Consider the following 23,512-nt stretch of genomic DNA (forward strand, 5'->3'; position numbering starts at 1 on the left):
CCCCATCTTATGATTTACTTTTAGTTGAACTGTTTGATTATTAAAGGAAGCAAATTTATATGATGAGAATTGCCCTGTTCCTGCTCACCAACCTTGCCGTTATGGTTGTGTTTGGGATAATACTTTCACTTACGGGAGTACAGCGAAGTAGTGTTGCTGGCCTTATGATTATGGCTGGTTTGTTTGGTTTTGGTGGTGCATTTATTTCTTTGTTAATGTCTAAATGGATGGCATTGCGTTCTGTTGGTGGGCAGGTTATTGAAAAACCGTCTAACGAAACGGAATTCTGGTTGATGGAAACTGTTCGCCGTCAGTCTGATCAAGTGGGTATCACTATGCCACAGGTTGCCATCTATGATGCACCGGATATTAACGCATTCGCGACAGGAGCTCGCCGTAATGCGTCTTTAGTGGCTGTTAGTACAGGCTTGCTGAATAATATGAGCCGCGATGAAGCTGAAGCTGTTATTGCTCATGAGGTTAGCCACATTGCTAATGGTGACATGGTAACAATGACGTTGTTACAAGGGATTGTAAACACATTCGTTATCTTTATTTCACGTATCATTGCACAAGCGGCAGCAAGTTTCTTGTCCAGTAGTGACGATGAAAGCGAAAGCAGTAGTAATGGCAACCCTATTGTTTATATGATCCTTTCCATGGTTTTGGAAATTGTATTTGGTATTCTGGCAAGTATTATCACCATGTGGTTTTCTCGTTATCGTGAGTTTCACGCAGATGCGGGGTCAGCAAAACTTGTCGGACGTGAGAAAATGATTGCTGCATTACAGCGCCTCAAAACAAGCTATGAGCCTCAGGAAGAAGGTAGCATGATGGCGTTTTGTATTAATGGCAAATCGAAGAGTTTTAGTGAATTATTCTTATCTCATCCACCATTGGATAAACGTATTGAAGCGTTGCGTAGCGGCGAATATATGAAGTAATGCTGCTTGGTTTGCATCTATTTTCAAGACGAAAATCTAAAAAAATTAATGAAAAAGCCGGGATTTATGATAAATCCCGGCTTTTTTACCATTATATTATTTAATCCTGATCAAATATCTTTTTATCAGTTTTACCCATTAACTGGCTGGTAATTGTACCGGCAGTCATAGCTCCATTGACATTTAGCGCAGTACGCCCCATATCAATCAGTGGTTCAACAGAGATTAATAAAGCGACCAAAGTGACAGGTAATCCCATCGCTGGCAGAACAATAAGTGCGGCAAACGTAGCACCACCACCAACACCAGCCACACCAGCAGAGCTGATAGTCACAATTCCCACCAGAGTTGCAATCCATAGAGGGTCAAAAGGATCAATACCAACAGTTGGAGCAATCATAGCGGCTAACATAGCAGGGTAAATTCCGGCACAACCATTCTGACCGATAGTTGCACCAAATGAGGCAGAGAAGCTGGCTATAGACTCAGGGACACCAAGACGACGTGTTTGCGTTTCTACGTTTAACGGGATACTTGCAGCACTTGAGCGACTGGTAAAAGCAAATGTCAGAGCAGGGCCTGCTTTTTTCAAAAATTTCAGTGGGTTGATGCCTGTTATAGCTAAAAGAATGCCGTGTACAACAAACATTAGACCTATAGCAATGTAGGAAGCAACAACAAAGTTACCTAATTGAGCTATATCGTGAATATTAGAGCTGGCAACTACTTTGGTCATTAATGCCATGACTCCATATGGGGTAAGGCGCATAACTAGCCTGACTAGTTTCATTGCCCATGCTTGCATAGTATCAATAGCGATAAGAGCTCGTTCACCGCGTTCACGGTCATCTTTCAGCATTTGCAGAGCTGCAATTCCCAAAAATGTTGCAAAAATGACGACGCCGATAATTGAGGTCGGGCTTGCTCCAGTGAGATCTGCAAATGGATTTTTAGGAATAAAAGAGAGGATTAGTTGCGGTACACTCAGGTCTGAAACACGATTAATATAATTTGTCTCAATTGCTGATAGACGAGCTGTCTCTTGTGTTCCCTGAACTAATCCAGCAGCGGTCAACCCAAACATATTGGCGATAACAATACTGATTAAAGCAGAAATGGCTGTAGTGAACAGCAGTGTACCAATAGTCAGCAAGCTGATCTTACCTAAGGAAGATGCCTTATGCAGACGTGCAACTGCACTTAGTATAGAAGCAAAGACTAATGGCATAATGACCATTTGTAACAATTGCACATAACCATTGCCGACAATGTTGAACCATTTAATTGATTCTTTTACGACCGGGTTATGCGCACCATAAATGACATTCAACGCTAATCCAAAAAAGACGCCAACAACTAAGGCAATAAGCACTTTTTTAGATAGACTCCATTGATCTGAACTCGTTTTTGCTAAAATAACGAGTAGTGCTGTAAAAACCAGCACATTAATAATGAGTGGTAAATTCATCCCTAGTCTCCAATATTCTGACTAATATTTTTGTATGGTATGTATTCACTTCGAGTTATAGCGAAAAGTTTTACCATTATTTTATTAAAGAATTATGGTATCAATATAAGTATTAGCTTTCTTATAATTTTAGGGAATATAATATAATTATTTTTCACTAGATAGCACTATTAGTTATATGTATTTATGTAATTTATTTTGCTTTCATTTAATGTTAATCAATTTGTGAGTAGAGTGCCTTCAGAGAGTATGAGGTTATTTGATTTATCTGATTAATATATAAGTTTATTTATCTACAATGACAGGCTGTAACTCAGAAGTTAGATAACCAGATAGTGAAATTAATAAGTGAAAATAAAGAAATAATATTTATATTTTGATTGGCCCTATTATTAAAATAGGACCATGATTTGATAGAAAACAAACTCAATTATTTGTACAAATTCTGTAATTTATCAATGTGTAATTTATCAAGTTGCAGTTTATTCAATTGCAATTTATCAAGTTGCAGTTTATTCAATTGCAATTTATCTAAATAATCGACAAATGAAAGATTGATATGCTGCGGAATAAGAATAGAAATGACTACAAGTAAAACTGCTATAAATCGCTCTGCTTTTTTGCGCTCCTTTCCCCTCAAGATAGGAATTCGAAAACGCATTTTCAGCGGCCATAAGAGAGGAATACCTGCGGGTGTCAGCATATCTGCGATTAGGTGGCTAATATATCCTATGAGCATGGCATGGATAAAATCAGTTGGTATCGGCCACTCTGGCGGTATTTCAGTCTGGAATAGGATAATACCGACTGTCAGAGCCAGTAGGCTATGAGTGAACCCTCTGTGTCCGCAAAGCCGCGCAATAGGAATGGAAATAAAACGAAATAGTCTACCTAAAGTTGAATGTGGATGATCAATATCTGGTAATAAGGAAGCCAGAAGTACACCGGGAATCATGTGGAACCAATCTCCCTGTGCTATTTCTGGAGTGATTTCTAGCTGGTGAGCCAATACAAGGCTGGCAACTGAAAAGAGAAGGTGCCCTTCTGCTGTCATAATTATTTATACTAGATTGTTTGTTGTATTGATTACTGGTGCTGATTGCTGTTTATGTATACAGTGCGCTAGTATAGAGGGTTTTGCCTAACTTGAACAGGGGTAAACAAGAAAAATCTTTTATTTATTAACATATAACACTAATATTTAATTGGCTCTTGCCCAGCCAACTAAAAGGAATTTGAAAGGCGAAGAGTATATGATTCTGGTGATTAATTCACTTACTTTAGCGTTACGACTTGAAATCTTTTGGGTTTATGCGCATGAGGAGTATCAATGACGTATTCACAGGCAAGGTATATTGCTATCACAAAAAGGTTATTGGGCTGGGTTATTTTTATACCGGCCTTTTTGTCAACCCTAGCTTCAGTGGTCAACTTGGTATGGCTGCATGGAGTTAAAGGTGATGGTATTCACGCAGTCTTGAATGATTTTTTAAAAATGATGGCTGACGTGATTAAGTTCAATACACCGTTTTTAGATGTTTTTTGGCGATATTCTCCAACACCAGATTATATGACGGTTATCACAGGAGCGAATGTTAGTTTTTTGGTCATCTATTTCCTGATGTTTGTTGGTTTAGCGATGAGTGCATCTGGTTTGAGGATATATCGTCAATTTAAATTTATTAAGGAACAGATTGAAGATCACATGATCCTTGAGAAAGCAAAAGAAAGTGGTGTCACCCAAGAACAGCTGGAAGCTAAGGTAAAGTTCCCGCGTCACTCATTATTCAGTCAAATATTCACTCTCTATATATCACCTATTATTATTGCTGCAATTGCTTATTTTTTATCAAAATTATTAGGTTGGTGATACAATATGATAGCTGCGGGATGCTGAACTCCCCAGCTATATCTGCTGTTTTCCGGATTGCTTCTTTGTTGTGGCAATACTTGCTCCTCCCTGTCAGTATTTTCATAAACTGTACACCAGTGGGTTCGCTTTCTTGCCGCTATAACTATTAAGTATATATACGTCTGTTTCATAAATTTCACAAATAGAAATTAACATAATTAATCTTTTGCTATAGTTTACTTTCTTACCTCAATTGGTTTTTATTAAGAAAATAATAAACAAGCATATTTGGATTAATATAGTTAACCCTTCTATTAGATTTTAAATCTGATTATGCAGCTATTCTGCATCAGATCGAATTTTTATTCGGATAATATATTATCGATGATACTTTGTGCAGTGATGAAATTATCTCCGCCAAAAAGGTTACAGCGATTCAATAAATAATAGAGCTGATAGAGAGGCTGCCGTTCAATGAAATCTGACGGTAGTGGCCAAACACTTTGATAGCCATCAAGAACCTGTAGAGGAAGCTCAGGATAAAAAGGGAGCATAGCAAGATCACATTCACGATCACCCCAATAACATGCAGGATCAAATGCAACGACACAATTGTGATTTACAGATGCGCAGTTCGTTGGCCATAAATCCCCATGCAATAAAGATGGTTCAGGCTGATGAGAGTGCAGTTTGTTACTAATTTTTTCGACAATTGCATCGATGTTGCCGAATACCATGCCGTTATCTGATGCAAGTTGTAATTGCCAGCCAATACGTTTTTCTGCATAAAATTGGTTCCAGCGTTTTTGCCATCCATTCGGCTGGATTGTCGTCCCAAGCATGTTGTCAAAATCAAAACCAAATTTGGGTTGTTCATTCCATTGGTGGAGTCTGGCAAGTTGTTGGCCAAAGCAGTACGCGTTATGGGCATCAAATGGCTTGATAGGAAGATATTCGAGTAAAAGGAAACTATGATTACGGTCATGCCCAACGCCATAGACTTCAGGTACTCTGGTTGTATTACTGCGGGCTAATAATTCCAGTTGTTCTGCCTCGGTTTTAAAGATAGGCAACATTTCTTTCGTATTGGATTTAACAAAGATATGTTGATCGCCATACTCAACCGACCAAGAACGGTGAATATCTCCTCCTGATAATTCCGTTTTGTTGCGGATTTCTGCCTCTTCAAAATGTTCACTTAATAGACGGCTAACAGTTTGCCACATGACTCACCTCATTAAGTTGACAATTACTATGCACATATTACATACAGATACAGCGGTTGAACAGTTTAAAACAGAATTTAAATCCTGATTAGTGGGCCATATTTAAGTTGGATATAGGCCCCCTAATTTGATTTTACTGAAGACTCACACTGATGGGGATAATATATCCTTAGTCTGTTTTCTGTTCATTTTCTTTCTGGCTAATTTTATTTGGTCATAAATAACAGCGAATGCGAAGAAAATAGCCTGAATGATAACAATGCATGCACCGGTTTCACCATCAATGTGGAAACTGACTATTGTACCAAGAACACTGGATGTGACTGATGCTATTATGGCAACAATCATCATACGCTCAAAACTCCGACACAAAATAAAAGCAATAATTCCGGGCGATATTAACATTGCAATCACCAGAATAATCCCGACAGCTTGTAATGAGGCCACAATGGTTAGAGCCAAAAGAGATAATAAGCCATAGTGCAGCAGTTTCACTGGTAAACCAACAACTTTGGCCTGATTAGGGTCAAAGCAATATAGCATGAAATCCTTACGTTTTAGGAGAACAACAGCCAGAGTGAACCCTGCAATACACATTATTTGGAACAGTTCATTGTGAGTAATACCGAGGATACTGCCGAATAGAATATGGGTCAAATGTTGTTCTGTATCTATGCGGGTAAAAAGCACCAGCCCAAATGCAAACATGCCCGAAAACACAACACCCATGACGGTATCTTCCTTAACCCGGCTGTGCTCTTTCAGATATCCAGTGGCAAATGCGCAAAATATTCCTGAAAGGAATGCACCTATCGCAAGTGGTATTCCTGCAACAAATGCCAGAACAATTCCCGGTAATACTGCGTGAGAAATAGCATCTCCCATTAATGACCAACCCTTCAGTACTAAATAACACGATAGTACTGCGCAGACAGTTCCCACGACGATCGCAGCCATAATGGCACGTTGCATAAAATCATGCATAAAAGGTTCCGTGATGAACTCAATCAAGCTATTCATGAGTGCTCTCCCTGAGTAAGTGCCTGAGATTCTTTTCTGGCTCGTTGGCGAGAGGCCAGCATACCGTGCTTAGGTGCAAAGAAGAAAGCCAGCAGGAAAATCACGGTTTGTAAGGTAACAATGACGCCTCCGGTTGCGCCATTAAGGAAGTAACTAATATAAGCACCTATACAACTGGTTAAGGCACCTATGGCAACTGAAATGACAAGCAGATTCTTAAAACGGTCTGTCAGCAAATACGCAGTTGCTCCTGGGGTCACTACCATAGCAATGACCAAAATAGCTCCAACTGTTTGTAAGGCTGCAACAGTACAGGCGCTTAATAAAGTGAAGAAAATAATTTTCAGACGTAATGGGGATAACCCGATAGATCGAGCATGGTTTTCATCGAAGAACACAACCAGTAGATCTTTCCAGAGCAGCATCAGAACAATAAAAGATACAGAGATAATGATTTCTACCTGCAATACATCTTCATCAGCGATCCCCAGAATATTGCCGAGGATGATGGTTTGTACATTAACGGATGTTGGATTTAAAGAAACGATCAATAACCCGGCAGCGAAAAAAGTGGAAAATATAAACCCAATAACGGCATCTTCACGTAAGCGTGTGATGTGGCGTACGAGAGTCATCGATAATGCTGCAAGCATCCCGGTAAAAAAAGCACCGCCGGCATAAGGTAAACCAAGAGCGTAAGCACCGGCAACGCCGGGCACCACGGAGTGGGAGAGAGCATCTCCCATTAGTGACCAGCCTTTCAGCATTAAATAGGCTGACAAAAAAGCACAGACAGCGCCGACAATGGCACTTACCCACATGGCTTTCACCATATAGTTATAATTAAATGGCTGTAGTAACAGTTCCATCATAGCTGGCCGTCCTTCTGTTTTTGACTTTGTCGTGGAGGAACATGATTGTCATGACCGTAAAATACGGCAGCGCGCTCATCATCTGTAATGACGGTCAGGGAACGTGGGTCATCATCGTCATGGAGTTCAGGGCCAGAGAGATTGATATGGCGTAAAACACCGCCAAATGTGGTTTCCAGATTCTTCTGTGTGAATGTGGTTTCAGTTGGGCCGCTGGCCAGAACGGTGCGATTAATCAAAATGACATGGTCACAAAATTCGGGAACACTGCCGAGGTTATGTGTGGAGACCAAAATTAAGTGTCCTTCATCACGCAGATCACGAAGCAAATCAATAATGGCATTTTCAGTTTTAACATCCACTCCGGTAAAAGGCTCATCTAAAAGTAGAACTTTTCCTTCTTGAGCCAGTGCGCGTGCCAGAAATGCCCGTTTTTTCTGTCCACCAGAAAGTTCACCAATTTGTCTATCACGCAGTTCAATCAGCCCGACACGTTCAAGTGAACGGTTTACGATTTGGTGGTCGAGTTTACTAGGCCTACGGAGGAAGCCCATTTTTCCATAGCGCCCCATCATCACAACATCAGAAACCAGAACCGGAAAGTTCCAGTCTACTTCTTCGGTTTGTGGAACGTAAGCAATGATATTCTTCTTCAGTGCTGTTTTTATGGATTGCTCATTCAGGGTTACTTTTCCTTGAGACGGAGTAACTAGCCCCATAATGGTTTTGAACAATGTAGATTTCCCACTGCCATTCATTCCCACTAATGCACAGATAGTACCGCCTGTGATATCAAAGCTCGCATCATAAATTGCAGTATGGCCGTTGTTGTAAGTGACAGTCGCGTTATCAACTAATAAATGTGGCTTTTCAAAGAGTGACGATGCGTTTTTCATTGATTAAATCCTTTTGCAATAGTATCGACGGTCATATTCAACAGATCAATATAGGTAGGAACAGGGCCTTTTGCTGTAGAGAGGGAATCAACATACAGTACGCCGCCATAGCGGGCACCGGTCTCTTTGCTGACTTGTTTTGCCGGTTTATCTGAAACAGTACTTTCACTGAAAACAACAGGGATTTTATGTTTTACCATCGTATCAATGACGCGGCGAACCTGCTGTGGTGTACCTTGTGCTTCGGCATTAATCGGCCATAAATAGACTTCTTTGAATCCATAATCTTGTGTGAGATAGCTAAATGCGCCTTCACTGGTTACCAGCCAGCGTTCATTTTCAGGAATACGAGAAAGTCGCTCTCTTAATGGCGCATCCAGTTTGGCTATTTTGTCAGCATAAATTTTGGCGTTACGGTTATAAGTATCTGCATTTTTAGGATCGTTTTTGACTAAAGCCTTACGGATATTTTCGATATAAATAAGTGCGTTATTTGGAGACATCCAAGCGTGGGGGTTAGGATTCTGATTATAAGGCCCTTCACGGATCGGGAGTGGTGTAATACCTTCGGTGATTACAGCGACAGGAATATCCTGCATATTTTCAAAAAAACGTTCAAACCAACGTTCCAGATTTAACCCGTTCCAGAGGATTAGATCTGCTCGCTTTGCTTTAATGATATCTTTTGGGGTGGGTTGATAATCGTGAATTTCTGCACCGGGTTTTGTAATGGATTCAACAATTGCAGCATCTCCTGCGACATTTTGAGCCATATCCTGAATAATAGTAAATGTAGTTACAACCCTGAATTTTTTATCTGCATGAGCTTGCAGACTGAATAAGGCAATAGTGAAGAAGGTAATAGTCATACTAAGTATCGGAAAAACAGAAAAAGAACGTTTTTTGTTCATTATCGTAAGCCTTATTTGTTATACATGTGATTATTGATAATGATTATCAATATCATCTTTGTAAAGTCAAGGTGATACAGCGATATGGTTGACAATTTTGCAGGTTACCTTGAATTTTTTTGGTTGCTAAAATCACTATGCGAACAAAAAAACAACATGTTGTCTAGTGTTTTGAAGTTTATTGAATATAACTGACCCAATTTATTTTGATGAGATATATAAAAATATTTTCATTTTATTCATAAAATTATATATGCTTTATAAGGTTAATTTTAGTTTAGGAGAACTTTTCGTGAGATTAAAGCTTATTCATGTTCATATTTTTCTGATGATATTGTTAGCGGGGTGTACAAGTCAGGAATCTCAACGAGTAAAGAATGGAAATAAATCAATATCGAAAGGAATATTCAATGGTGATGTTATCATGGGATCACAGAATAATGTGAATAATCGGAGAAGAGCCACACCCTTTGATAATTTTATTGCACAGGCCGCAAGGCGCTATGGAGTGGATGAAATTTTGATCAGAGCAATTATTCAGGTTGAATCCGATTTTCGTCCGGAAGTTATCAGTAAATCTAATGCGGTTGGATTAATGCAGATTAAAGCGTCTACAGCAGGTAAAGATGCTTATCGACTAAAAGGTAAATCAGGGCAGCCAACTCTGCGCGAATTGAAAGATCCTGAAACGAACATTGATCTTGGTACTGCTTATATCAGTATTTTGAAAAAACAGCATTTAAGCGGGATTATTAATCCTGAAACTTTATACTATGCAACAATAGTCGCCTATGTTAATGGTGCTGGGGCATTATTGCGGACATTTGATTCAGATCGTAAGCTGGCTATTAATAAAATTAACCAAATGACACCCAATGAGTTTTATCAATATGTCCAGACTAACCACCCCGCACCACAAGCTCCACGTTATTTATGGAAAGTGAAGAATGCTTATCGTGGTTTGGAAAGATAAATTAATTTTTTTGTATCAAAAGTGATTTATTCGGAAGATAATTCATATCTTCTTTTAGTAAATAAGCTGTTTTTATGTATTTATTATCTTAGAGATCATCATATTTAGCTGGGAATATATAGTCGAATTTTTTACATGTTTTAATAAGATTTTCTAGTTCTGTCGCGTTACGGATTACACAGATGGGAGGAATGCTTTCAAAATCTCTTGGTAATACAAATACTGCTGGAAAATTCGATTCTAGGTTACTGTAAGGGTTATGGTTATCTGGGCCATGGTGTATTAATTTTTTGACACCTTCTTTTTTAATTTTTTCATTAATTCCATTAATTATTTTTAATTCTCTATCAGTTACGATACCGTACTTGGGGTGTTTTTTAGGCTTATCATCAGATCCATCATTATTTTTAACTTTTTTAACTTCTTCAACTTTTTTAGGCTTATCATCAGATCCATCATTATTTTTAACTTTTTTAACTTCTTTAAAGGCAATTAAGAAAATATCATAGTCTGCAGTGAGTATATTTGTGACTGTATTTTTATGGATCTTAGAAGATAATACCCTGAGTTGCTCATTTTCACAATAAATCTCAAATTGGCCTTTTTTATTCTTAAGAGGAACTGCTCGATATGAATAGTCTTTTCCACTTGGCCCTTTTGCACTATATGTATGAGATGTATGAGTGGAATCAGGAATATTTGTTTTTTTTATTATTTCTCTTTGTAATAATTCGTTTATACGACCATGAGTTAGGACTAAGGGCTTTTGTGTAGCGTTATGGCCTTCAAGAGTTTTTTGTATTTCATTATTGTGTTTTTTGATAATGTCTGGAGGTGAGTTTTCGAGTTTACTATAAGATTGGTTTATACATATACTTCCTGCTTGCATACCCCATGATGAACTTTTTCCTTTAATTGTAAGTGATTTTGTTGGATGCCCTTCTCTGATTAATCCTTTAGCCGTAGTTTCAACAGGCCGAAATCCAATAATACAACTATTTTTTCTTGCATACTTTTGTATTGCCACAAGATGTTGAGGCAGAATGCCCCCTATTGATACTTTTAAACGACGAATTAAGGCATACATCCTATTCTTTATTTTAATCTTATCGTCATCGTCTTGTTGAGTCATTATATTCTTCATAAGAATTATAATCTCCATTTTTTTGATTTTTTAAAATAATCAAGATCCAATTTTATGCCTCTCTATGAGACAGTTATGATTTAATTTTTTGCTAAATAAAAATATATAGTCATATTCATTTACAGGAGAATTTTATTTTTGTCAATGATTATGTTGGTAGAGTGATTTCTAATTATAAAAATTATTTTTATTAATTTTTATAATATCTCAATCTATTAAAAAGATTAATATAATTAAGTGATTAAATACGTAATTGATTACTGATTATAGCTGTAAAATTAAACTTGAATATAAAATTTAATATTTATTTAACTCATGGTTTAAAAATCTATAAGTATGATTTTTCTTATGAGTATAGTAGGGAAGTGGCGACGATAAGTCGTAATGAAAACACATCAAAATGGCTACTTTTAAACTATTAGCTATGCCAATGATTCTTTTATATGGGATAGATATTCCTGACTTTAGATATACTCGATAAAATTCAAGTTACAACAGGTAATATGAGGCGAGTTCTTATATCTCCCCCGTGTTGTAGGGCAGGGTGAGAGCACACTATTTTCTCTGATTTTTAAAGGATTAAATTTTAGAATATTTAATTCCAATGGATTTATATAGAGTGATAATTAACCAGAATCACAATTCTTTAGATTTTTATAGTTAATAAAAGAGTTAAAGAGCAATCTTTATATTTTATGTTCGAAAATCAATAAAATTATGCACGCGCTCTGCATTGCGGGGAGATATAACACGAATCTTGAGGTTGAATTCGTATAGTCAGAGTGAGTGTTGCCAAGAACAACATAAAACAGGAAAATTTGAATATGGCATTCATACTATAGTTATCTATGCAAACAATGACGGTGAATGTATGTTCGATGACTTGCTGAATTGGGTAATAAAAAATGACTCTGCTATAGCATCAATATTGTCTGCTTTGACAGCATTCCTCGGAGGTATCTGGGTAATGCTGAAAAATTTCTATAGCAGCCTGAATTTTTTTAGGAATAGGAGGCTTACAAACAATATTGAATATCTTGAGAAATATGATGAGTATCTGAGTCAGGAAGATAAAACCTATATTAAAGATATTATTACTTCTGAAATTATGTTTAAAGTGACTAAGATTAAATCAAAGGATCTTAGACACTTAGTCATAAAATTAACGAGTTTAGGCATTGAAGCTGGCTATATATTCGATATTAAAAGATTAAAAAGATATGTCATGGTGAATGCGGATTTTGCAAAGATAAAAATTGATGCTTCTTATGTTTTCAATTATTGGATTGAGAAATTAATGTCTATCGTTATTTTTGTTTTGATGCTTTTTATTGTATTTAAAATATTATATGTGGATGGTCAGGATATCAGTAGCCTGAATACGGTAGCCATGATATTTCTGATGATTATTTTAGAATTGCTGGGGATCTGTTTTTTAACGTTAAGCGTATCACCGGGACGAATAAAAAAAATAAATGCTGAATTGTCAAAACATAAATTGAGTGATTAGTGTTCAATACCTGAAGTCAGGAAATCTTGAGAACTGAGAAATTACAGGAAAACTGCCGTTTTTTTGGCGGAAAGAATTTATGTGCATTGAATAATAATACCTATGTTGTTCTTTTTATTTGTTGCTGAATGATATGGGTGATAACATCCTCCGTCGAGTTAAAGCGGTGTACATGAGTCGTTTGTCATTTTGTGTACTTAACTGTGTACATAACTTGCATGGTGCAGCAAGTGCCCGCAATTAACGTATTGAATTCTTGAGGTAAATATTTCATACAAGTGATCTTTCGTGTGGGTCACCACTGTAGATAAGGATTTTAAATGCCTGTAATTACTCTTCCTGACGGTAGTCAACGTCAATTTGAGCACGCCGTTTCTGTAATGGACGTTGCTCGCGATATCGGAGCTGGTTTAGCAAAAGCATGTATCGCTGGTCGTGTTAATGGTGAATTGGTAGATGCATGTGAATTAATCGAAACAGATTCCACACTGGCCATTATTACCAGTAAAAATGAAGAAGGTCTGGAAATTATCCGCCATTCATGTGCGCATTTGCTGGGTCATGCAATCAAACAACTGTGGCCTGACACCAAAATGGCAATTGGCCCGGTGATTGATAACGGCTTTTATTACGATATCGATTTGGAACGCTCTTTGACGCAGGAAGATATTGAGCTGCTTGAAAAACGCATGATGGAGCTTGCCAAGAAAGATTATGATGTTATCAAGAAAAGGGTAACCTGGCAGGAAGCTCGTGATGCTTTTGCAGCTCGTGGTGAAGAGTATAAAATCCAGATTCTGGATGAGAATATCAGCCGTGATGATCAGCCGGGTTTGTATCATCACGAAGAATACGTAGATATGTGCCGTGGCCCACATGTACCTAATATGCGTTTCTGCCATTATTTCAAATTGCAGAAAGTTGCCGGCGCATACTGGCGTGGCAACAGTGACAACAAAATGTTGCAGCGTATTTATGGTACTGCATGGGCAGATAAAAAGCAGTTGAGTGCTTATTTATTGCGTCTGGAAGAAGCGGCAAAGCGTGACCATCGTAAAATTGGTAAGCAGCTTGATCTATATCACATGCAGGAAGAAGCGCCGGGTATGGCTTTCTGGCACAATGATGGCTGGACAATTTTCCGTGAACTAGAAACGTTTGTTCGTGTCAAGTTAAAAGAGTACCAATATCAGGAAGTAAAAGGCCCATTTATGATGGACCGCATCCTGTGGGAAAAAACGGGTCACTGGGAAAACTATAAAGAAAATATGTTCACCACCTCATCGGAAAACCGCGAATACTGCGTAAAACCGATGAATTGCCCGGGGCACGTTCAGATTTTTAATCAGGGGCTAAAATCCTACCGTGATTTGCCGCTGCGTATGGCTGAATTTGGCAGTTGTCACCGTAATGAGCCTTCAGGTGCTCTGCATGGCTTGATGCGAGTCCGTGGCTTCACTCAGGATGATGCGCATATTTTCTGTACTGAAGATCAAATTCTTCAGGAAGTCAGTAGCTGCATTAAAATGATTTATGATGTATATGGTACATTTGGTTTTGAGAAGATAGTTGTTAAACTATCGACTCGCCCGGAAAAAAGAATTGGTACTGAAAAACAGTGGGATGAAGCAGAAGCCGATCTCGCTGAGGCCTTGAAAACAAATGGTATTGAATTTGAATACCAGCCGGGTGAAGGTGCATTTTATGGACCTAAAATTGAATTTACTTTGTATGATTGTTTGGATCGAGCGTGGCAATGTGGTACTGTGCAGCTCGATTTTTCATTGCCGGCGCGTTTGAGTGCGTCGTATGTCGGTGAAAATAACGAACGTAAGGTTCCTGTAATGATCCACCGGGCTGTTCTGGGTTCCCTTGAACGCTTCATTGGTATCCTGACAGAAGAATATGCCGGGTTTTTCCCGACATGGCTAGCACCTCAACAGGTGGTTGTCATGAATATTACCGATGGTCAGTCAGATTATGTACAGGAATTGGTTAAAAAACTTCAAGATGTAGGCATTCGTGCAAAAGCAGACTTGAGAAACGAGAAGATTGGCTTTAAAATTCGCGAACACACTCTGCGTCGTGTACCTTACATGCTTGTCTGTGGTGATAAAGAGGTCGAGTCAGGAAAAGTTTCCGTTCGTACCCGCCGAGGTAAGGATTTAGGTAGCATAGATGTCAGCGAGTTCTCAGAGAAGTTGCTGGCAGAAATACGCAGTCGCAATCTTCGTCAATTGGAGGAATAAGGTATTAAAGGCGGAAAAAGAATTCAACCGGCGCGCCCAAATCGCATTAATGAAGAGATTCGCGCCTCTGAAGTTCGTTTAACTGGGTTAGATGGCGAGCAGATTGGTATTGTCAATCTGAGAGAAGCTCTTGAAAAAGCTGAGGAAGCTGGTGTTGATTTGGTGGAAATCAGCCCAAATGCCGAACCGCCGGTTTGTCGTATCATGGATTACGGCAAGTTCCTCTATGAGAAGAGTAAGTCAATCAAAGAACAGAAAAAGAAACAAAAGGTTATTCAGGTCAAGGAAATTAAATTCCGTCCTGGTACAGATGAAGGCGACTATCAGGTCAAACTACGCAACCTGATTCGTTTTCTGGAAGATGGCGATAAAGCCAAAATCACCCTGCGTTTCCGTGGACGTGAAATGGCGCATCAACAGATTGGTATCGAAATGCTTAACCGCATTCGTGAAGATTTGAGTGAACTGGCAGTAGTCGAATCCTTCCCATCGAAGATCGAAGGCCGCCAGATGATCATGGTGCTCGCTCCTAAGAAGAAATAGTCAGGCATGCAAGTAGCAGGCTCCAACCAGTTTGGAAGGGGTCTGTTCGCCTTACTAATTCGTTGTAATTAACAATGCGAAGTGGATATTAAAATGCCAAAGATTAAAACAGTACGCGGCGCAGCTAAACGCTTCAAGAAAACTGCCAGTGGTGGTTTCAAGCGTAAGCACGCTAACCTTCGTCACATTCTGACTAAAAAATCAACTAAGCGTAAGCGTCATTTACGTCCAAAAGGCATGGTCTCCAAAGGTGATCTGGGCCTGGTTGTTGCTTGTCTGCCATACGCATAAGCAAGCATTTTTTTAGATTAGAACTCAGAGACGATAGGAGAAGTATATGGCTCGCGTAAAACGTGGTGTTATTGCCCGTGCACGTCACAAGAAAATTTTGAAACAAGCGAAAGGTTACTACGGTGCCCGTTCGCGCGTTTATCGTGTTGCTTTCCAGGCAGTTATCAAAGCTGGTCAGTACGCTTACCGTGACCGCCGTCAGCGTAAACGTCAATTCCGTCAATTGTGGATTGCTCGTATCAACGCTGCTGCACGTCAGAACGGTATGTCTTACAGCCGTTTCATCAACGGCCTGAAAAAGGCTTCGATTGAAATCGACCGTAAGATTCTGGCTGATATCGCTGTATTCGACAAAGTAGCATTTGCTGCTCTGGTTGAAAAAGCGAAGGGCGCTCTGGCATAAGTCAGGTTAAAAGAGGGAGCCTTTGCTCCCTCTTTTACTTTTTTTCAAAATATGCTTACTATTAGCCAGCTACATAAGTAGCCGGGTTGAAAAGAGTACAGGAGAGAGAATAAAAATGATGAAGTTAGCCTTTTTTCGTTTCTTTTTTTACTTTAGCGCCTGAAATAAGGGGGCTTTGCGCGTAAGAAAAGAAACGAAAAACAGCGCTTGAGCCTCCGGTCTGGAGGCTTTTTTATTTTTATGACCTCATCAAGAGACATAAATTTTGAGGGCATAGTCGATAACAACTAAAAGGCCATCTGGCCGAAGGAAGAGGAAAACGATGTCACATCTTACTGAGCTGGTTGCAAACGCAAAAGCAGCCGTAGAAGAAGCCCAGGATGTTGCCGCGTTGGATTTGGTGCGAGTTGAATACCTGGGAAAAAAAGGCCATTTAACTCTCCAGATGTCATCGCTGCGTGACTTGTCTGCCGAGGAGCGTCCAGCGGCAGGGGCTGTTATTAACCAGGCAAAACAAGAAGTCCAGGAAGCTTTGAATGCACGTAAAGCCAAATTGGAAGCAGATGTTCTGAATGCCCGTCTGGCAGCAGAAAAAATTGATGTTTCATTGCCTGGCCGTCGTATGGAAAATGGCGGATTACATCCAGTCACTCGTACGATTGAACGAATTGAAACTTTCTTTGGTGAGTTAGGTTTTTCCGTTGAAGCTGGCCCGGAAATTGAAGATGACTACCATAACTTTGATGCGCTGAATATTCCAGCACATCATCCGGCTCGTGCTGATCACGACACATTTTGGTTTGATGCAAAACGTTTGCTGCGCACGCAAACGTCAGGTGTTCAGATCCGCACAATGAAAGAGCGTCAACCACCTATCCGAATTATTGCGCCGGGTCGGGTATACCGGAATGATTATGATCAGACACATACCCCAATGTTCCATCAGATAGAAGGGTTGATTGTTGATAAGAATATCAGCTTCACCAATCTGAAGGGCACACTGCATGACTTTTTGAATAACTTCTTTGAAGAAGATATGCAGGTTCGTTTCCGTCCATCCTATTTTCCGTTTACTGAACCATCCGCAGAAGTTGATGTAATGGGCAAAAATGGTAAATGGCTGGAAGTATTAGGCTGTGGCATGGTTCATCCGAACGTATTGCGTAATGTTGGCATTGATCCTGAAGTTTATTCTGGTTTTGCCTTTGGTATGGGAATGGAACGCTTGACGATGCTGCGTTATGGCGTCACCGATCTACGTGCTTTCTTCGAAAATGATTTGCGTTTCCTCAAACAGTTTAAATAAGGCGGGAATATTTCATGAAATTCAGTGAACTCTGGTTACGCGAATGGGCGAATCCTGCCATTAGTAGCGAAGAATTGTCTGATCAAATCACCATGGCTGGCTTGGAAGTTGATGGCGTTGAAAAAGTAGCGGATCAGTTCAATGGTGTTTTCGTCGGTGAAGTTGTTGAGTGTGCTCAACACCCGAACGCAGACAAATTGCGTGTCACAAAAGTTAATGTTGGTGGTGATAGCCTCCTTAATATCGTCTGTGGTGCACCAAATTGCCGTCAGGGGCTGCGTGTAGCAGTTGCTACCGTTGGTGCAGTATTACCGGGTGATTTTAAAATTAAAGCGGCCAAATTGCGCGGTGAGCCGTCAGAAGGTATGCTTTGCTCGCTTTCTGAGCTAGGAATTAGCAATGATCACGATGGCATTATTGAATTGCCGGCTGATGCGCCAATTGGTGCCGATTTGCGCGACTACATGAAATTGGATGATAGTGCGATTGAAATCAGCATTACGCCTAACCGCGCAGATTGCCTGAGCATTCAGGGTGTTGCCCGCGATGTTGCGGTTATCAATAAATTGTCCATGAATGAGCCGGTCATTGAGCCTGTTAAAGCCACGACAGATGCATCATTCGTTATCCGTGTTGATGCACCAGAAGCCTGTCCGCGTTACTTAGGCCGTGTTATCAATAACGTTAATGTCGAAGTAGAAACACCACTGTGGATGCGTGAAAAACTGCGTCGTGGTGGTGTTCGTTCTATCGATCCTGTTGTTGATGTCACCAATTACGTGTTGCTTGAGCTGGGCCAGCCATTACACGCATTCGATTTAGAACGTTTAGACAGTTCTATTATTGTCCGTCTGGCAGAACAGGGTGAAAAATTAACCCTGTTGGATGGTAATGAAGTGGAACTTTCTGCTGATACTCTTGTGATTGCTGATGAAAAGCAACCACTTGCAATGGCAGGAGTTTTTGGTGGCGAATATTCTGGTGTTAGTACAAAAACACAGCATATTCTGCTGGAGTGCGCTTTCTTTGCACCATTGGCAATTACCGGTCGTGCCCGTCGTTATGGTTTGCATACAGATGCTTCTCATCGTTTCGAGCGTGGCGTTGATCCGCAGTTGCAATTCAAAGCAATGGAATACGCAACACAGTTATTAGTTGCTATCTGTGGTGGGGAAGCTGGTGAGATTATTGATGTTACAAGTGAATCTCATTTACCAAAACCAGCAACTATCACACTGACTCGTAATAAATTGGATCGTTTGATTGGTCATCATATTGTTGATGAGCAAGTAACGGACATCCTGAGCCGCCTGGGCTGTCAGGTAACTGTTCAGGATGGTAACTGGGAAGCAGTAGCTCCGAGCTGGCGTTTCGACATGCAGATTGAAGAAGATCTGGTTGAAGAAGTTGCCCGCATTTATGGCTATAACAATATTCCGGATGTACCTGTACGCGCTGATTTGGTCATGACTTCACACCGTGAAGCGGATTTATCTCTTAAGCGCGTTAAAACAATGCTGGTGGACAAAGGTTATCAGGAAGCTATTACCTATAGCTTTGTTGATCCGAAGCTCCAGCAGCAATTACACCCGCAACAGGAAGCATTAATCCTGCCAAATCCGATTTCGGCTGATATGTCAGCAATGCGCTTGTCTTTGTTGACCGGATTGCTGACGACAGTTGCTTATAATCAGAACCGTCAGCAGCAGCGAGTGCGATTATTTGAATCAGGTCTACGTTTTGTTCCTGATGAAAGCGCAGAATATGGTATTCGTCAGGAATTAATGCTTGGTGGTGTAATCGCCGGAAATCGTTTCGATGAGCATTGGTCGATTGAAAAACAAACAGTTGACTTCTTCGATTTGAAAGGTGATTTAGAATCCGTTTTAGAATTAACGGGTAAACTATCCGAGATTTCCTTTAAAGCAGAAGAACATTCTGCTTTGCATCCCGGACAAAGTGCCGGAATTTATCTGGGAAATAAATACATTGGTTATATCGGGGTCGTTCATCCAGAGTTGGAACGCAAACTTGACTTGAATGGCCGCACCGTGGTATTCGAATTGTTGTGGGACAAACTTGCGGACCGCATAATTCCTGAAATGAAGGAAGTTTCTCGCTTCCCATCCAATCGCCGTGATATCGCGATAGTTGTGCCTGAGAATGTAGCAGCAGAAGATATTCTGGTTGAATGTAAGAAAGTTGGCGTAAATCATATAGTTGGCATAAACTTATTTGACGTGTATTGTGGTAAAGGTGTCGCGGAAGGCTATAAAAGCCTTGCTATTAGCTTAATCTTGCAGGATACCTCGCGTACACTGGAAGAAGAAGAGATCGCTGCGACCGTTAGCAAATGCGTTGCTGCATTAGAACAGCGATTCCAAGCATCCTTGAGGGACTGAACTTATGGCGCTTACTAAAGCTGAAATGTCAGAAAATCTGTTTGAAAAACTGGGTATTAGCAAACGTGACGCTAAGGATCTAGTGGAAATATTCTTTGAAGAAGTGCGTCGTTCTTTGGAGAATGGGGAGCAGGTTAAGTTATCTGGATTTGGTAACTTTGATTTGAGAGATAAAAATCAACGTCCAGGTCGTAATCCGAAAACTGGTGAGGATATACCTATTACTGCTCGCCGGGTCGTCACCTTTCGCCCTGGGCAAAAGTTGAAGAGTCGGGTAGAAAAGGCGTTACCAAAAGAATAAAATATGAAAAGGCCGCGATTAAGCGGTCTTTTTCTTGCTCTTTATCCTGAATATTTTCACTTCTCATGTTATCAAAACCTCGTTTACCGATTCATTCTGTCTCTGAACTTATCACTCGCCAGAAAAAACGTGACTACCGAGTGATAGCTCTCCTGTTTATTTTATCTATCGGGTTATTTATTTTATCGCTATCTGCCGGTGAAATATGGTTCTGGCCCACTCAATGGTTGTCTGATTCTGCCCGGTTGTTTATTTGGCAACTGAGATTACCTAGGGTACTGGCAGTATTTGCTGTTGGTGCTAGTCTGGCAGTGTCAGGTGCAGTTATGCAGGCGTTATTTGAGAATCCGTTGGCTGAACCCGGATTATTGGGTGTCAGTAATGGGGCGGGGGTAGTGGTTGTTTTTTTGATCCTCATTTTTCATGGTATTGCTCCATTATGGCTATTAAGTGCTGGCGCGGTTTTAGGGGCGCTTTTTATGACGGCAATTTTGCTGGGATTTGCTAAAAGACACCAAATGACCAATGCACGTCTATTGTTAATCGGGGTTGCTTTCGGCGTGGTATTTGGTGCCGTAATGACATGGATGGTTTATTTCAGCACGAGCCTCGACTTACGCCAATTGATGTATTGGATGATGGGCAGTTTCAGTGGCATTGACTGGCGTCAAATATGGCTGGTGATTGCATTGTGCCCGCTGATCCTTTGGTTAAGTAGAACCGGAAAAACACTTAATTATCTTTCTCTGGGTGAATTACAGGCGCAGCAATTAGGGATCTCGCATCATAAGTGGCGTTATTTATTTGTATCAGCGGTGGGATTATTGGTTGGTTTGAGCGTGGCCCTTGCCGGAGCGATTAGTTTTATCGGGTTAGTCATTCCCCATATTTTAAGGCTGATTGGTTTGACGGATCATAAAACATTATTACCTGCCTGCACACTAGCTGGAGGAAGCTGTTTATTACTGGCAGACTTATTCTCTCGTTTATCTTTATCTCATGCTGAAATACCGATAGGAGTTGTTACAGCAACTCTGGGAGCACCTGTGTTTATTTGGTTGTTACTGAAAGCGCCACGGATATAAATAGCTTTAAAAAGTCATGGGGAAGCACCACAAAGCGAGAATAGGGAAAATAGTATGGTTCGGCTACCGCTTTTAGTTTTGGATAATGTTACTGTCAATAACAGGCTGACTTCGCTGTCTGCCTCCGTTAAAGCCGGAGAGAAGGTTCACTTGGTAGGGCTGAATGGCTCTGGAAAAAGTACTTTGCTTGCCGCTGTTGCCGGGGTTTTACCTCACGATGGCACGATTCACCTTAACGGCAAAAAATTAATTGATTATCGACAAAGGGAACTGGCGCAGTGTCGGGCATGGTTCTCTCAGTCGGTTTCAGCTCCCGCTATGCCTGTTTTTCAATATCTGGATATGCATCGCCCTGAGTCAGCTTCTCTGTCTGAAGGCGAAAAGGTATTACATGAAATTTGTCATCAACTAAAACTGACTGCGTTACTGGCTTCAACAATTGGACAATTATCGGGAGGTGAGTGGCAGCGGGTGAGATTAGCAGGCGCTTTTTTGCAAGTATGGCCTGAACTTAATCCGGCGGGGAAATTGCTGCTGCTTGATGAGCCGACTAATAATCTTGATATCACACAGCAAGCTATTTTAGATAAATTAATTAACCAATTTTGTGTATCAGGAGGGACGGTTTTATTGAGTAGCCATGATCTTAATCACACTTATGAACAGGCCGACAATGTATGGTTGCTCGCTCGCGGTGAGTTGATAATGTCTGGTAGACCACATAATGTGATGAATGAAAGAAATTTATCCGAAATTTTTGAAGTAAATATTAGACATATCCAAAATACTGACTATAAGTTATGGAGGGTAGATCATCTCTAATCTTCAAAGGTAGAAAGTCACCTTGGTTGATTGTTTTTTTTCTCTCTTTTTCTGTTGATTGCCCTCAGTTTGTTTGCTTGTTGTTATTTTGTCTATGAAGTGTTCGTCAGAATGTCTTCCAATTATAAAATGAGTCAGGCTACGCAAGGCGATTATGAACAATTTTTTACCATTCTCTCGTCCATCGATCGGGCGTGAAGAGGTTGAGGCAGTAGAACAGGTTTTACGTTCAGGTTGGATTACTACGGGGCCACAAAACCAGCAACTAGAACAGGATTTTTCCCACATGTTTGGTTGCAGACATGCTATTGCTCTGTATTCGGCTACAGCTGGAATGCATTTGGCATTATTGGCATTGAAAATAGGCCCCGGCGATGAAGTTATCACACCTTCCCAAACCTGGGTTTCCACCATTAATATGATTTGCCTGTCAGGCGCTGAACCGGTCATGGTCGATGTTGATCGTGATACATTGATGGTTAGTGCGGAAACGGTCAGACAGGCGATTACTCCGAAAACTAAAGCGATTATTCCAGTCCACTATGCTGGTGCTCCCTGTGATCTTGATGCTTTACGCATGGTTGCGGAAGAGGCGGGCATTCCTTTAATTGAAGATGCGGCTCATGCAGTGGGAACCCGTTATAAAAATGAATGGGTAGGTGAGCGAGGAACCGCAATTTTTTCTTTCCACGCTATCAAAAACATGACATGTGCTGAAGGTGGCATGTTTGTTACAGATAATGATGAACTGGCACAAAAGATCCGCAGCCTGAAATTCCACGGTCTGGCTGTTGATGCATTTGATCGGCAGGTGCAGGGCCGTAAGCCACAGGCTGAGGTTATTGAGCCGGGTTTCAAATACAACCTGTCAGATATTCATGCGGCAATAGCAGTTGTTCAGCTAGGGAAACTGGCAGCCATGAATGCCCGCCGTCGGGAGCTGGTAGCCCGTTATACTGCTGCTCTTCGTGATTCTCCTCTAAAAATGCTGAGTGTTCCTGAATATGAACACCAGCATTCTCATCACTTATTTATGGTTCGTGTTGATCAAAAAGTTTGCGGTATTGACCGTGACACTTTCATGATTCGTTTGAAAGAACGCAATATTGGTTCAGGGTTACATTTCAGAGCGGCACATACACAAAAATATTATCGGGAACGCTATCCAACTCTGTCTCTGCCTGAATCTGAATGGAATTCAGCGACACTTTGTTCGTTACCCCTTTTTCCAGATATGAGTAACGACGATGTGGATCGGGTTGTTAATGCGGTATTGGAAATTATTGCGGAGTAA

At 40.4% G+C, this 23,512-nt stretch carries 22 protein-coding genes, 1 pseudogene and 1 other annotated feature; of the genes and pseudogenes, 15 read left to right on the top strand and 8 right to left on the bottom strand.

Annotation, left to right across the window (positions count from 1 at the left end; genetic code table 11):
• Nucleotides 1-59 precede the first annotated feature (59 nt).
• The gene (gene htpX, locus AAC855_RS06365; RefSeq protein ID WP_340608781.1) at nt 60-944 is read left to right on the top strand and encodes a protease HtpX; all 885 of its coding nucleotides are present in this window, start codon (nt 60-62) and stop codon (nt 942-944) included.
• Nucleotides 945-1,044: 100 nt separating this feature from the next.
• On the opposite strand, the gene AAC855_RS06370 is transcribed toward htpX, so the two are convergent.
• Entirely contained in the window at nt 1,045-2,412 is a 1,368-nt protein-coding gene (locus AAC855_RS06370; protein WP_340608782.1) for an L-cystine transporter, read from the bottom strand.
• Nucleotides 2,413-2,899: 487 nt separating this feature from the next.
• Nucleotides 2,900-3,466, bottom strand: a pseudogene (locus AAC855_RS06375) (metal-dependent hydrolase); the annotation flags it as partial.
• Between the two features lie 276 nt (nt 3,467-3,742).
• Here AAC855_RS06375 and AAC855_RS06380 point away from each other — a divergent pair.
• On the top strand, nt 3,743-4,282 hold the full coding sequence (locus AAC855_RS06380; protein ID WP_340608784.1) for a YniB family protein: 540 nt from the start codon (nt 3,743-3,745) through the stop codon (nt 4,280-4,282).
• Between the two features lie 344 nt (nt 4,283-4,626).
• Here AAC855_RS06380 and AAC855_RS06385 read toward each other — a convergent pair whose 3' ends face one another.
• From AAC855_RS06385 to AAC855_RS06405, 5 genes are all read right to left on the bottom strand, one after another.
• Nucleotides 4,627-5,490: a fructosamine kinase family protein gene (locus AAC855_RS06385; RefSeq protein ID WP_340608785.1), complete on the bottom strand. Its 864-nt coding sequence runs from the start codon at nt 5,488-5,490 to the stop codon at nt 4,627-4,629.
• A 144-nt stretch (nt 5,491-5,634) separates the two neighbouring features.
• Nucleotides 5,635-6,510: a metal ABC transporter permease gene (locus AAC855_RS06390; protein ID WP_340608786.1), complete on the bottom strand. Its 876-nt coding sequence runs from the start codon at nt 6,508-6,510 to the stop codon at nt 5,635-5,637.
• Entirely contained in the window at nt 6,507-7,382 is an 876-nt protein-coding gene (locus AAC855_RS06395; RefSeq protein WP_340608787.1) for a metal ABC transporter permease, read from the bottom strand. The genes AAC855_RS06390 and AAC855_RS06395 overlap by 4 nt, the downstream gene beginning before the upstream one ends.
• The gene (locus AAC855_RS06400; RefSeq protein ID WP_340608788.1) at nt 7,379-8,278 is read right to left on the bottom strand and encodes a manganese/iron ABC transporter ATP-binding protein; all 900 of its coding nucleotides are present in this window, start codon (nt 8,276-8,278) and stop codon (nt 7,379-7,381) included. Before AAC855_RS06400 ends, AAC855_RS06395 begins: the two co-directional genes overlap by 4 nt.
• Nucleotides 8,275-9,147 (bottom strand): metal ABC transporter substrate-binding protein, encoded by an 873-nt coding sequence (locus AAC855_RS06405; protein ID WP_340608938.1) that lies wholly within the window; start codon nt 9,145-9,147, stop codon nt 8,275-8,277. Before AAC855_RS06405 ends, AAC855_RS06400 begins: the two co-directional genes overlap by 4 nt.
• Nucleotides 9,148-9,613: 466 nt before the next feature.
• Here AAC855_RS06405 and AAC855_RS06410 point away from each other — a divergent pair, with 466 nt between their 5' ends.
• Nucleotides 9,614-10,162: a transglycosylase SLT domain-containing protein gene (locus AAC855_RS06410; RefSeq protein ID WP_340608789.1), complete on the top strand. Its 549-nt coding sequence runs from the start codon at nt 9,614-9,616 to the stop codon at nt 10,160-10,162.
• 88 nt (nt 10,163-10,250) lie between these two features.
• Here AAC855_RS06410 and AAC855_RS06415 read toward each other — a convergent pair whose 3' ends face one another.
• Nucleotides 10,251-11,294 carry an anthrax toxin-like adenylyl cyclase domain-containing protein gene (locus AAC855_RS06415; protein WP_340608790.1) on the bottom strand — a complete coding sequence of 348 codons (1,044 nt, stop codon included), beginning with the start codon at nt 11,292-11,294 and terminating at the stop codon, nt 10,251-10,253.
• 883 nt (nt 11,295-12,177) lie between these two features.
• Here AAC855_RS06415 and AAC855_RS06420 point away from each other — a divergent pair.
• The 12 genes from AAC855_RS06420 (at nt 12,178) to arnB (ending at nt 23,512) form a co-directional block, all read left to right on the top strand.
• Nucleotides 12,178-12,816 carry a hypothetical protein gene (locus tag AAC855_RS06420; RefSeq protein WP_340608791.1) on the top strand — a complete coding sequence of 213 codons (639 nt, stop codon included), beginning with the start codon at nt 12,178-12,180 and terminating at the stop codon, nt 12,814-12,816.
• A 320-nt stretch (nt 12,817-13,136) separates the two neighbouring features.
• Entirely contained in the window at nt 13,137-15,065 is a 1,929-nt protein-coding gene (gene thrS / locus AAC855_RS06425; RefSeq protein ID WP_340608792.1) for a threonine--tRNA ligase, read from the top strand.
• Between the two features lie 3 nt (nt 15,066-15,068).
• On the top strand, nt 15,069-15,608 hold the full coding sequence (gene infC / locus AAC855_RS06430; RefSeq protein WP_099108187.1) for a translation initiation factor IF-3: 540 nt from the start codon (nt 15,069-15,071) through the stop codon (nt 15,606-15,608).
• A 93-nt stretch (nt 15,609-15,701) separates the two neighbouring features.
• Nucleotides 15,702-15,899 carry a 50S ribosomal protein L35 gene (rpmI, locus tag AAC855_RS06435; protein ID WP_006118955.1) on the top strand — a complete coding sequence of 66 codons (198 nt, stop codon included), beginning with the start codon at nt 15,702-15,704 and terminating at the stop codon, nt 15,897-15,899.
• A 46-nt stretch (nt 15,900-15,945) separates the two neighbouring features.
• Nucleotides 15,946-16,302 (top strand): 50S ribosomal protein L20, encoded by a 357-nt coding sequence (gene rplT / locus AAC855_RS06440; protein ID WP_010847342.1) that lies wholly within the window; start codon nt 15,946-15,948, stop codon nt 16,300-16,302.
• 112 nt (nt 16,303-16,414) lie between these two features.
• Nucleotides 16,415-16,539 (top strand) — a sequence feature (Phe leader region).
• The gene (gene pheM, locus AAC855_RS21595; protein WP_198688755.1) at nt 16,421-16,465 is read left to right on the top strand and encodes a pheST operon leader peptide PheM; all 45 of its coding nucleotides are present in this window, start codon (nt 16,421-16,423) and stop codon (nt 16,463-16,465) included. It overlaps the preceding feature by 45 nt.
• 85 nt (nt 16,540-16,624) lie before the next feature.
• Nucleotides 16,625-17,608, top strand: a complete 984-nt coding sequence (gene pheS, locus AAC855_RS06445; protein WP_340608793.1) for a phenylalanine--tRNA ligase subunit alpha — start codon at nt 16,625-16,627, stop codon at nt 17,606-17,608.
• A 14-nt stretch (nt 17,609-17,622) separates the two neighbouring features.
• A complete protein-coding gene (pheT, locus tag AAC855_RS06450; RefSeq protein WP_340608794.1) occupies nt 17,623-20,010 on the top strand; it encodes a phenylalanine--tRNA ligase subunit beta in 2,388 nt (795 codons plus the stop codon).
• Between the two features lie 4 nt (nt 20,011-20,014).
• Nucleotides 20,015-20,311, top strand: a complete 297-nt coding sequence (ihfA, locus tag AAC855_RS06455) for an integration host factor subunit alpha (RefSeq protein ID WP_099121581.1) — start codon at nt 20,015-20,017, stop codon at nt 20,309-20,311.
• A 65-nt stretch (nt 20,312-20,376) separates the two neighbouring features.
• Nucleotides 20,377-21,396, top strand: coding sequence for a vitamin B12 ABC transporter permease BtuC (gene btuC, locus AAC855_RS06460; RefSeq protein ID WP_340608795.1), 1,020 nt, complete (start codon nt 20,377-20,379; stop codon nt 21,394-21,396).
• A 54-nt stretch (nt 21,397-21,450) separates the two neighbouring features.
• Complete coding sequence (gene btuD / locus AAC855_RS06465; protein WP_340608796.1) at nt 21,451-22,218, top strand: vitamin B12 ABC transporter ATP-binding protein BtuD; 768 nt, start codon at nt 21,451-21,453, stop codon at nt 22,216-22,218.
• 154 nt (nt 22,219-22,372) lie between these two features.
• Nucleotides 22,373-23,512 (top strand): UDP-4-amino-4-deoxy-L-arabinose aminotransferase, encoded by a 1,140-nt coding sequence (gene arnB, locus AAC855_RS06470; RefSeq protein ID WP_340608797.1) that lies wholly within the window; start codon nt 22,373-22,375, stop codon nt 23,510-23,512.

Source organism: Xenorhabdus bharatensis (assembly GCF_037996705.1).
GTDB lineage: Bacteria > Pseudomonadota > Gammaproteobacteria > Enterobacterales > Enterobacteriaceae > Xenorhabdus > Xenorhabdus bharatensis.

Excerpts from the sequence above, each read along its gene's own strand:
- htpX (WP_340608781.1), top strand. The coding sequence starts at position 60 with ATGATGAGAATTGCCCTGTTCCTGCTCACCAACCTTGCCGTTATGGTT.
- AAC855_RS06370 (WP_340608782.1), bottom strand. The coding sequence starts at position 2,412 with ATGAATTTACCACTCATTATTAATGTGCTGGTTTTTACAGCACTACTC.
- AAC855_RS06380 (WP_340608784.1), top strand. The coding sequence starts at position 3,743 with ATGACGTATTCACAGGCAAGGTATATTGCTATCACAAAAAGGTTATTG.
- AAC855_RS06385 (WP_340608785.1), bottom strand. The coding sequence starts at position 5,490 with ATGTGGCAAACTGTTAGCCGTCTATTAAGTGAACATTTTGAAGAGGCA.
- AAC855_RS06390 (WP_340608786.1), bottom strand. The coding sequence starts at position 6,510 with ATGAATAGCTTGATTGAGTTCATCACGGAACCTTTTATGCATGATTTT.
- AAC855_RS06395 (WP_340608787.1), bottom strand. The coding sequence starts at position 7,382 with ATGATGGAACTGTTACTACAGCCATTTAATTATAACTATATGGTGAAA.
- AAC855_RS06400 (WP_340608788.1), bottom strand. The coding sequence starts at position 8,278 with ATGAAAAACGCATCGTCACTCTTTGAAAAGCCACATTTATTAGTTGAT.
- AAC855_RS06405 (WP_340608938.1), bottom strand. The coding sequence starts at position 9,147 with ATGACTATTACCTTCTTCACTATTGCCTTATTCAGTCTGCAAGCTCAT.
- AAC855_RS06410 (WP_340608789.1), top strand. The coding sequence starts at position 9,614 with ATGGGATCACAGAATAATGTGAATAATCGGAGAAGAGCCACACCCTTT.
- AAC855_RS06415 (WP_340608790.1), bottom strand. The coding sequence starts at position 11,294 with ATGACTCAACAAGACGATGACGATAAGATTAAAATAAAGAATAGGATG.
- AAC855_RS06420 (WP_340608791.1), top strand. The coding sequence starts at position 12,178 with ATGTTCGATGACTTGCTGAATTGGGTAATAAAAAATGACTCTGCTATA.
- thrS (WP_340608792.1), top strand. The coding sequence starts at position 13,137 with ATGCCTGTAATTACTCTTCCTGACGGTAGTCAACGTCAATTTGAGCAC.
- rpmI (WP_006118955.1), top strand. The coding sequence starts at position 15,702 with ATGCCAAAGATTAAAACAGTACGCGGCGCAGCTAAACGCTTCAAGAAA.
- rplT (WP_010847342.1), top strand. The coding sequence starts at position 15,946 with ATGGCTCGCGTAAAACGTGGTGTTATTGCCCGTGCACGTCACAAGAAA.
- pheS (WP_340608793.1), top strand. The coding sequence starts at position 16,625 with ATGTCACATCTTACTGAGCTGGTTGCAAACGCAAAAGCAGCCGTAGAA.
- pheT (WP_340608794.1), top strand. The coding sequence starts at position 17,623 with ATGAAATTCAGTGAACTCTGGTTACGCGAATGGGCGAATCCTGCCATT.
- ihfA (WP_099121581.1), top strand. The coding sequence starts at position 20,015 with ATGGCGCTTACTAAAGCTGAAATGTCAGAAAATCTGTTTGAAAAACTG.
- btuC (WP_340608795.1), top strand. The coding sequence starts at position 20,377 with ATGTTATCAAAACCTCGTTTACCGATTCATTCTGTCTCTGAACTTATC.
- btuD (WP_340608796.1), top strand. The coding sequence starts at position 21,451 with ATGGTTCGGCTACCGCTTTTAGTTTTGGATAATGTTACTGTCAATAAC.
- arnB (WP_340608797.1), top strand. The coding sequence starts at position 22,373 with ATGAACAATTTTTTACCATTCTCTCGTCCATCGATCGGGCGTGAAGAG.